The organism is Phascolarctobacterium succinatutens CAG:287, assembly GCF_000434895.1.
Lineage (GTDB): Bacteria > Bacillota > Negativicutes > Acidaminococcales > Acidaminococcaceae > Phascolarctobacterium_A > Phascolarctobacterium_A succinatutens_A.
On the sequence record NZ_FR892787.1, the window covers coordinates 8395 to 16910 of the forward strand.

5 protein-coding genes and 1 pseudogene are annotated in these 8516 nt (G+C 49.4%); 5 read left to right on the forward strand and 1 reads right to left on the reverse strand.

What is annotated here, in order from left to right; translation table 11 throughout:
- Positions 1-145: 145 nt before the first annotated feature.
- From BN587_RS04670 to BN587_RS04690, 5 genes are read left to right on the forward strand one after another with little or no spacing between them, the layout of a single operon-like run.
- The gene (locus BN587_RS04670) at positions 146-3229 is read left to right on the forward strand and encodes an efflux RND transporter permease subunit (RefSeq protein ID WP_021719985.1); all 3084 of its coding nucleotides are present in this window, start codon (positions 146-148) and stop codon (positions 3227-3229) included.
- Positions 3230-3231: 2 nt separating this feature from the next.
- A complete protein-coding gene (gene rnhC, locus BN587_RS04675) occupies positions 3232-4167 on the forward strand; it encodes a ribonuclease HIII (protein WP_021719986.1) in 936 nt (311 codons plus the stop codon).
- A 5-nt stretch (positions 4168-4172) separates the two neighbouring features.
- Entirely contained in the window at positions 4173-5021 is an 849-nt protein-coding gene (locus BN587_RS04680; protein WP_021719987.1) for a ChbG/HpnK family deacetylase, read from the forward strand.
- A gap of 41 nt (positions 5022-5062) precedes the next feature.
- A complete protein-coding gene (locus BN587_RS04685; protein ID WP_021719988.1) occupies positions 5063-6082 on the forward strand; it encodes a lysylphosphatidylglycerol synthase transmembrane domain-containing protein in 1020 nt (339 codons plus the stop codon).
- A gap of 42 nt (positions 6083-6124) precedes the next feature.
- On the forward strand, positions 6125-7684 hold the full coding sequence (locus tag BN587_RS04690) for an ArnT family glycosyltransferase (protein WP_021719989.1): 1560 nt from the start codon (positions 6125-6127) through the stop codon (positions 7682-7684).
- A 121-nt stretch (positions 7685-7805) separates the two neighbouring features.
- On the opposite strand, the pseudogene BN587_RS11850 reads toward BN587_RS04690, so the two are convergent.
- Positions 7806-8516, reverse strand: a pseudogene (locus BN587_RS11850) (dihydroxy-acid dehydratase domain-containing protein); the annotation flags it as partial.

Here is an 8516-nt window from a genome sequence, read left to right on the forward strand (position 1 = left end):
GTCGTGTGCTGAATGTCGGTTATACGAATGATAAGCTGGCTGAAATAGTGAGCGGACTGGATGAAAAGGATACTATTGTTATCGAAGGACATAACAAGCTGCGTGAAGGCAGCAAGATAGATTTGAAAAAGGCTGGTAAATAACGATGATTGGAACATTTATCAAGCGGCCGGTCTTTACTACCATGTTTATTTTGCTGTTGGTAGTGTTCGGTATCCGCTGCTATCCGGAAATCGGCGTTGATCTGAATCCTGATGTTGATTTGCCTATTGTCAGCGTGCGTGTTACCTACAGCGGTGCTTCGCCGCAGGAAATGGAAACGCTGGTTACTAAGCCGATTGAGAACCGCGTCAGCCAGGTTTCGGGTATCAAGACGTTGTCTTCCACTGTGCTTGAAGGCTACAGTGAAACGGTTCTGGAATTTAATATCGGTGTAGACCCGCAGGTGAAGGCCAGTGAGGTGCGCGAAAAGGTTGCTAGCGTGCGCAAGGCTTTGCCGGATGATATTGATGAGCCGGTAACACAGACGGTTGACATCAACTCCCGCGCGATTGTGGCCTATACCTTTGCTTCGCCTTCGCGCAGCCGTGGCGAAATCCGCCGCATTGTGGAGGATAATATCAAGGATGAGCTGCAGATGGTGGAGGGTGTTTCCGAGGTTACCGTTGTCGGTGCCAGCCAGCGTGCTATCCGCATTGTGCTGAAGCCGGAAAAGCTGGCGGAATACGGCATTGCCTATCAGACAGTGCGCAGTAAGCTGAACGCCAACAACTATAATACTCCTGGCGGTAAGGCAAAAAATGACGCTATGGAAATCACTGTGCGTACCTTGGGCAAGTATAACAATATCAATGATATCAAGCAGGTGGTAGTTGCTAATCATAACGGCCGTCCTGTTTATATCAGTGAAATTGCCGATGTGCTTGATTCCTGGGAGGATGAGGATACCTTTGCCAGCGCTAACGGCGTTCCCTGTGTTATGACCCTTGTGCGTAAACAGTCCAAAACTAATACGGTTGATGTTACCGATAATGTCAATGCCAAGATGGAGGAGCTGAAGCACAGCAATCTGCCGCCCGATATCATTGTTGATAAGGTGCGCGACCAATCTAATTATATTCGCGATAATATTGCGGATGTCTGGAATGCGATTCTTTTCGGCGGGTTTTTGGCGCTTTTGATAACATATCTATTCCTGCGCAATTTCCGTGCGACTATTATCGGCGGCCTGTGTATTCCTACGTCTATTATCGCCACCTTCTTTATGATGAAGGTTATGGGCTTTACGCTGAATAATATGTCGTTGATGGCTTTGAGCCTGGCAGTCGGCATTTTGATTGACGATGCGATTGTAGTAATTGAAAATATTTTCCGCCATATCGAGATGGGGCAGACGCCGTTTACGGCGGCCAAGGAAGCGACGGAGGAGCTGACGCTGGCAATTTTGGCGACGTCCCTGAGCTTAATGGCTGTATTTGTGCCTATCGGTAATATGGGTGAAACCATCGGCCAGTTCTTCAAGCAGTTCGGTCTGACGGTTGCTTTTGCGGTAGCGTTCTCTACTATCGTAGCCTTTTCGCTTACGCCAATGGTTTCGGCGTATTGGATTAAGGCAGAAACCGAGGAGCAGAGCAGCAAGGAGCGCACGCATTTTGTGCAGAGGGCTCTTGATAAATTTGAAGCAGGCTTCCAGTCCGTGCGTGAAATGTATGACAGCTTAATGTCCTGGGCTTTGGAAAGACCTAAGAAGGTTGTTGCCGTAGGTATCATTTCGCTGTTGCTGAATTTGCTGCTGCTTCCATTTGTGGGCACGGAATTCCAGCCTACATATGATTCGGGTGAATTTAGTGTTAATGTTAAGGCGCCCATCGGCACCAGTCTGCAAAAAACGGTAGAGCTGGCCAAGCCACTGCAGCAGGAGATTTCGCAGCTGCCGGAGGTTAAAATCGTAGCGCTTAATGTCGGCAACGGCCGTAATCCTGTTAACCAGGGCTCTCTGGATATCCGCTTGAAGCCAAGCAATGAGCGTGAACGCAGCATGCAGCAGATTATGGATGATTTGCGCGGACGCTTCCAAAATGTTGAAGGCCTGAAGGTTACCGTTGTATCCAACCAGGGCGGCGGCCGCGGTGACAGCCGACCGGTGCAGGTGGGCCTGCGCGGCAGCAATATCAAGGAGCTGAAAAATTACGCTCAGCAGTTGGCAGATATGATACGCCGGACTGAGGGTGCGACCGATGTTGATATATCCGATTCGGAAGAGCAGCCGGAAATTGTGGTTAAGCTGGACCACGCCAAGGCCAGTGAATTCGGTCTTGATGCAACGGAGGTAGGTAAGGTTATCGAAATGGCTATTATGGGCAAAAGCACCAGCAACAGCTATACTATCGGCGATAATGACTATGATATTATTCTGCAGCTGGAGCAAAGTCAGCGCACTAATATCAATGATGTTATGAACCTGCGCATTTCTTCTTCCGCAGGTCAGTTCATCCGCTTGGGGGACATCGCAGATGTGCGCTACGGCAGCGGTCCTACACGCATTGAGCGTGAGGATAAGCAGCGTCAGATCGTTGTTTATGCCAACACAGTAGGTATTTCGCCCGGTGATTTAATCAGCAAGGTGCGCAACGAATATATTCCCGAGCTGAATTTGCCGCCGGGATATAACTATAAGATGATTGGTCAGGCAGATAATATGGCACGCTCCTTTAAAGAGGTTTATAAGGCCGTTATTTTGGCCATAGTTGTAGTATATATGGTATTGGCAGCGCAGTTCGAAAGCTTTTCGCAGCCGTTGATTATCATGGTATCACTGCCATTTGCGATTATCGGCACTATTTTGGGCCTGCTTGTTGCAGGACAGACGGCGAACATGATGAGCATGATTGGCTTTACTATGCTTTTGGGCCTGGTTACCAAAAATGCAATTCTGCTGATTGACTATGCCAACCAGGAGCGTGAAAAGGGCATGTCTATCCGCGAAGCAGTGCTTCTGGCCTGCTCACTGCGTCTGCGTCCTATTCTGATGACAACATTGTCTACGATACTCGGTATGCTGCCGATTGCTCTCGGTATCGGCGAGGGTGCTGAGCTGCGCCAGTCTATGGGCGTGGTGCTGATAGGCGGCTTAACAACCTCTACGTTGCTGACGCTGGTGGTTGTTCCGTTGATTTATCTGCTCTTTGAGGAGTGGAAGGCGAAAAACTATGTGCAAAGAGGAGAATAGGCGTGAAACAGTTGACACCTAAGGCCTTTGCCGATTATCTGGCAGAGGCTGCAGAAAAAATCCGTCAGGATGGTTTCAGTATTGTTAAGGATAAGCCGATTAATTATGGCCAGCAGATTGCAGTGCAGTTTTGTGAGGCCAAGGCATCCGTAAATATATATAACGGCAAAAAGGGACTGACGCATGTTTATAACGGCGACAGTGCCTTAAAGCAAAGATTACTACTGCTGCTGGAGGGAGTGCAGAATGCGTCTGAGAAGCTGCAGCCTGCAGCCGCTGGAGCAACAGTAAGCAACGGTCTGTGGGCAGGCAGTGATGAATCCGGTAAGGGTGATTTCTTCGGCAGCCTGGTTGTGGCGGCCACGGTAGTGGACAACACAACGGCAGCGAAGCTGCAGTCTGCAGGCGTGAAGGACTGCAAGCTGCTGACGGATAAAAAAATCCTTGAGCTGGAGGATGTAATCAAGGCTACGGTTGTTGATTTCAGCGTACTGGAGCTGAAGCCGAAGATTTATAATCTGCGCTATGAGCAGGTGGCTGCCGCTGGCGGCAAGCTCAACCAGCTTTTAGGCTACGGACATGTGGCGGCGCTCAGTCAGGTGCTGGAGCGACAAAAGGATTGTCACAGCGCATTGATTGACCAGTTCACTCAGTCTACGGTAAACTTAAAGGCTTTGCGGCAGCGCTTTCCGGGCTGCAGTGTGCGCCAACAGCCTAAGGCAGAAAGCAATCTGGCGGTTGCCGCTGCCTCGGTGCTGGCCCGCGCCCGCTTCTTGCGGACGATGGAAGAACTGGCGCAGCAGGCCGGCGTAGGCGATCTGCCGAAGGGCGGCGGCGAGCAGGCAACGGCCTGCGCCCGCCGCTTAGCAGAAAAATACGGCAAGGATGCTTTGCGTGAATATGTAAAGCTGCACTTTGCCAATTACAAAAGAGTGTAGAGATTATGAAAAAACTAATTGTTAATGCAGATGATTTCGGTCTGCATCCTTTGATTAACGCAGGTATTATCAAGGGCTATAAGGAGGGATTTATTACCAGCACCTCGCTGATGCCCAGTGCTCACTGTTGGCAGGAGGCAGTAAAGCTGGCGCAGGAAAATCCTCAGCTCGGTATAGGCGTGCATCTGACGCTTGTCGGCAGCGTGGCGCCGGTGCTGCCTGCAGGCAAGGTCAGCAGCCTTTTGGATGAGCAGGGCTTGTTTTTGCCTGATTACGTTGCCTTTGCCAAACGCTTTTATAGCGGCAGCGTTAAGCGCAGCGAGCTGGAAGCGGAGCTGCGCGCGCAAATCGAAAGGGCGCTGGAAGCAAAAATAAACATTACTCATATCGATAGTCATCAGCATACCCATGTGCTGCCCGGAATTAATGCACTTGTATTAAAGCTCTGTAATGAGTATAATATTATAAGGGTACGCATACCTAAGGAAGCCTATACCTTTACCGGAGGCTTTCATACAGGTATCGGCAGAATGATCGGACGCAGCGGGCTCAGCTTTTGTGCTCAGCTGGCGGCGCAGCGCGCCGACAGCCTTGGGCTAAAGCATCCGCAGCATTTCTTCGGGATGCTGGCGGGCGGTCATCTGAATGCGGAGCTGGTAGGCAATATCCTGCGTCAGCTTCCGGATGGCGTAAGCGAGCTGATGACTCATCCCGGTCTTGATTCTGCTGCCTTGGGTCAAATATTTCCCTGGCAATATCATTGGCAGGAGGAAATGCAGGCGTATCTTGACAGCGGCAATAAAAAGCTGCTGGAGCAGGAGCATATTCAGCCTGTTAATTTTACGGCCTGCTAAAGCTCTTGTACTAAAAAATAAGCTCATTTGGAGTCTGCTAGATGAATAAAAAATTATTGTTCCGCCTAGGTCTGCTTTTTGGCTTTGTCCTGTTGATTTCGGCGGCGGTTATTTATTTTACATTTGATATACGGACCTTGGAATACCTGACGATGTTCGAGCCTCGCTGTATTCTGCTGGCTTTGTCATGCCTTGCGATAGGCCTTATTTTTGACGGCCTGCGTCTGATAACCCTGGCTTCGGTGACGGACGAGAAGCTGACCTTTCATCAGATAGTGAATGTAGTTCTGAGCAACTACTTTTTGGCGTTGGTAACGCCGGGTGCCAGCGGCGGCGCTATCGCTCAGGTTATGTTTATGCGTAAGGCCGGGGTGCCTGTCGCCAAATCTACGGTAGTAATTTTGGTGCGCACGGTCATGTCCATTATCTTTCTTATACTGCTGGTGCCTGTGGTGCTGCACAGCGATGAGGATATAGTAAAATGGATGCCTGCATCGGTGCTGACGATTATTTCGGTGCTGTTTATATCACTGCCGATAATCGTAATTTCTTTGCTGCAAACACGTTATCCCGAGAAGGCGATTATGTGGTTTACCCGCAAGCTTTCGTTTACTACGCAGCGTAATTGCTTTATCTGGTATAACGAGTTCAAGAACGCCGTTGTAGTTATGGGCAAGCATCCGAAGATGGTTTTCCGTGCGTTTATCGAATCCGGTGTGAGCCTGCTCTTTATTTATGCCACTGTGCCTGCTTATTTCACCGGTCTGAATATTGATTTTGATTTGCAGCAGGTAATGGGACGCATGGTGCTGCTGAATTTAATACTTTATTTTTCGCCTACTCCCGGTGGCAGCGGTGTAGCGGAGGCAGGCTTCTTGGTGCTGTTTTCCAATATTCTGCCTAACGGTGTGGAAGGTATTATGGCAGTTCTCTGGCGCTTTACGGCAGAATATCTGCCCTTTATGCTGGGCGCGGTAGTTACAATCAGAGCCTTTGGCAGCGATGTGCTGAATATGGCATCGCTCAAAAGTAAAACTACCGAGGGTAAGAAAAATGAGTAGTTGGCATATGAATTTTGAAATTATTTTGAGGGATGGAAACTGATGAATCAGATTGAAAAAAACAGCCTGCTTATCGTAGCAGGCACTGCGTTATTTATGATTATGTTCGGTATCGGCAGCATTCCGCTGCTGGATCCGGATGAACCGGTATATGCGGAAACAGCAAGAGAGATGCTGGCTGCCGGTGATTTTTTGTCACCGAGAATTTTTGGCAATTTCTGGTATGATAAGCCGCCTATGTATTATTGGCTGGTTGCTGTTGCTCAGTTTCTTTTCGGTGACAGCGAATTTGCGGCCCGCTTGCCTGCGGCATTGATGGCCTGCGGCACCTCTGTGATGATGTATGTAGGTATCACAAGGCTGTTTAATGAACGTGCAGGCTTTTGGTCTGCGATGATTCTTACAAGCTGTGTAGAATTTTTCTATATGGGCAAGGCTGCGGTGACAGATACAACTCTGCTCTTTTTTATGACAGGTGCACTGCTGAGCTTTATCCATAAGCGTTATTGGCTGATGTATGTGTGCATGGCTTTGGCTACTGTTACCAAAGGTCCTATCGGTATAGTTTTCCCAGGTGCGATAATTTTTCTGTATCTGGTGGTTATGGGCCAGCTGCGTGAGATTTTGCGCATGCATGTTATCCGTGGTCTGCTGCTGTATTTTCTCATTGCTTCGCCTTGGTATTACGCTATGTATACCGTGCATGGCATGGAATTTATCAATACCTTCCTGGGATTTCACAATATAACGCGTTTTACGACGGCAGAGCATGCCGACCGCGTGACCTTCTGGTATTATTTTCCTGTAATAATCTTAGGCTTATTTCCGTGGACCGGTATGCTGTGGCAGGCTGCGAAGGCATCCGTCAGCGAAAGCCGTATAGATGATATGCGTAAGCTGCTGTTCTTCCACGTTTGGTGGATTTTCGTGCTGCTGTTCTTTACAATCTGCAAAACGAAGCTTGTATCCTATATTCTGCCGTTGTTCCCTGCTATGGCAGTAATTATCGGCTGGAATATAGCGAGAATGCAAAGCAGGCTGCGTCATAACACTACCTTTTACGGTTGGGCGGCAGGCAGCGGTATTATGTTTGTCCTGCTCGGCGTTGGCTGGATTGTCGGTGCGCAGTATCTGCCGGAGGCTGACTTCAGCCTGGTGATGCTGGGCGTGCTGACACTGCTTTTGGGTGCAGCGGCAGTTTTCGCTCTGCTGTATTATCGCGATATCGAGCTGGCATCCTGGCTGCACGTGATGATTGGCGCGGTGACGATGTGCGTGGCCTTTGCTTTTGTTCTGCCTGTGATTGCCGACCGCTTCAGTGTAAAAACTATGAGCAGTGTTTATAAGGAGCAATGTGAGCAGCAGACGCCTATTTATGTCGATAAGTTCCTGCGCCCTGGCTTCATGTATTATGCAGGCAAGCCCGGTATCGAAATGATTCCGCAGACTGGTGCTTTGACAGATGCTTTGCGTGACGGCAGTAAAAAATATCTGCTCGTGCGCGGCTTGGAATACCGTCGCGTGCAGAAGGCCGGTCCGTTGCCGGATAATGTGCGTACAGTAAAAGAAATCAGTGATATTTATCTGCTGGAGCAAAATTGAGTATTAATAATCAACCGTTGTGCTATTTGGCGCAACGGTTTTTCTTATGCAAAAACTCCCCATCCGTCTTACCTTGCGGTAAGAAAGATGGGGAGTTGCTTTTTCAGCTTATATAATTCTTTTAGTCCTGACCGGGAACCTTCAGCACAGCGCCGGTAGCAGCAGAGGTAACCAAAGCAGCATAGCGTGCCAGGTAACCGCTCTTAACCTTCGGCGGCGGGCAAACCCAGTTCTTACGGCGTTCAGCCAGCTCTTCGTCGCTCAGCTTAACGTTCAGGGTACGGTTCGGAATATCAATTTCAATGATATCGCCGTTTTCAATCAATGCGATATTACCGCCCTCGCGTGCTTCCGGAGAAATGTGACCGATGCAGGCACCGCGGGTAGCACCGCTGAAACGGCCGTCGGTAAGCAGCGCAACGTCCTTGTCATGGCCCATGCCTGCCAGTACGGAGGTCGGGTTCAGCATCTCACGCATACCAGGGCCGCCCTTCGGGCCTTCGTAGCGGATAACGACAACGTCACCGGAAACAACCTTTTGTGCGCAAATTGCAGCAATAGCTTCGTCCTCAGAATTATAAACCTTAGCCGGACCGCTGAAGACCTTCATGGAAGGATCAACCGCACTTTCCTTGACAACGCTGCATTCCGGAGCGATATTGCCCTTCAGAACAGCGATGCCGCCAGTTTTGTTGTACGGATTTTCTACGCTGTGAATAACCTCAGGACGCAGAATTTCCGCATTTTTGATAATCTGGCCGACAGTTTTGCCGCTGACAGTCTGGCAGGATTTTTTAATCAGCTTCAGACGGTCAAGCTCGTGCATTACAGC